The organism is Corallococcus sp. RDP092CA (genome assembly GCF_041903675.1).
In the GTDB taxonomy this organism is placed as follows: Bacteria; Myxococcota; Myxococcia; order Myxococcales; family Myxococcaceae; genus Corallococcus.
This window is the reverse complement of record NZ_JAYESI010000187.1, coordinates 1-252: the sequence shown is the minus strand read 5'-3', so window position 1 is coordinate 252 and position 252 is coordinate 1. Positions and strand designations below refer to the sequence as shown.

At 68.3% G+C, this 252-nt stretch carries 1 protein-coding gene; it reads left to right on the top strand.

Annotated features, from left to right (window positions below):
* Positions 1-145 precede the first annotated feature (145 nt).
* Positions 146-252 (top strand): IS66 family insertion sequence element accessory protein TnpB (gene tnpB, locus U8525_RS34720; RefSeq protein WP_374271011.1); only part of this gene is annotated, 107 nt, incomplete at its 3' end.

Here is a 252-nt window from a genome sequence, read left to right as displayed (position 1 = left end):
GGGCGTGCTCGACTTCCTGACGGACTCGCTGCGCGCGCACCGCCGAGGTTTGCAGCCACCCTCACTGCTACCTCTCGCGGAGGCCCCTCAGCTCGCGCACGCAGCGTGAGCCGGTGAACGGTTACTGCTGACGCTGACGCGCGCGGTGCGTGTCTTCGCATACGCAGCCCCGGTGGACATGCGCCGGGGTTTCGATGGGTTGAGCGCCCTCGTCGAGCAGCAGTTGGGGCAGCAGTTGCTCAAGGGCGACGT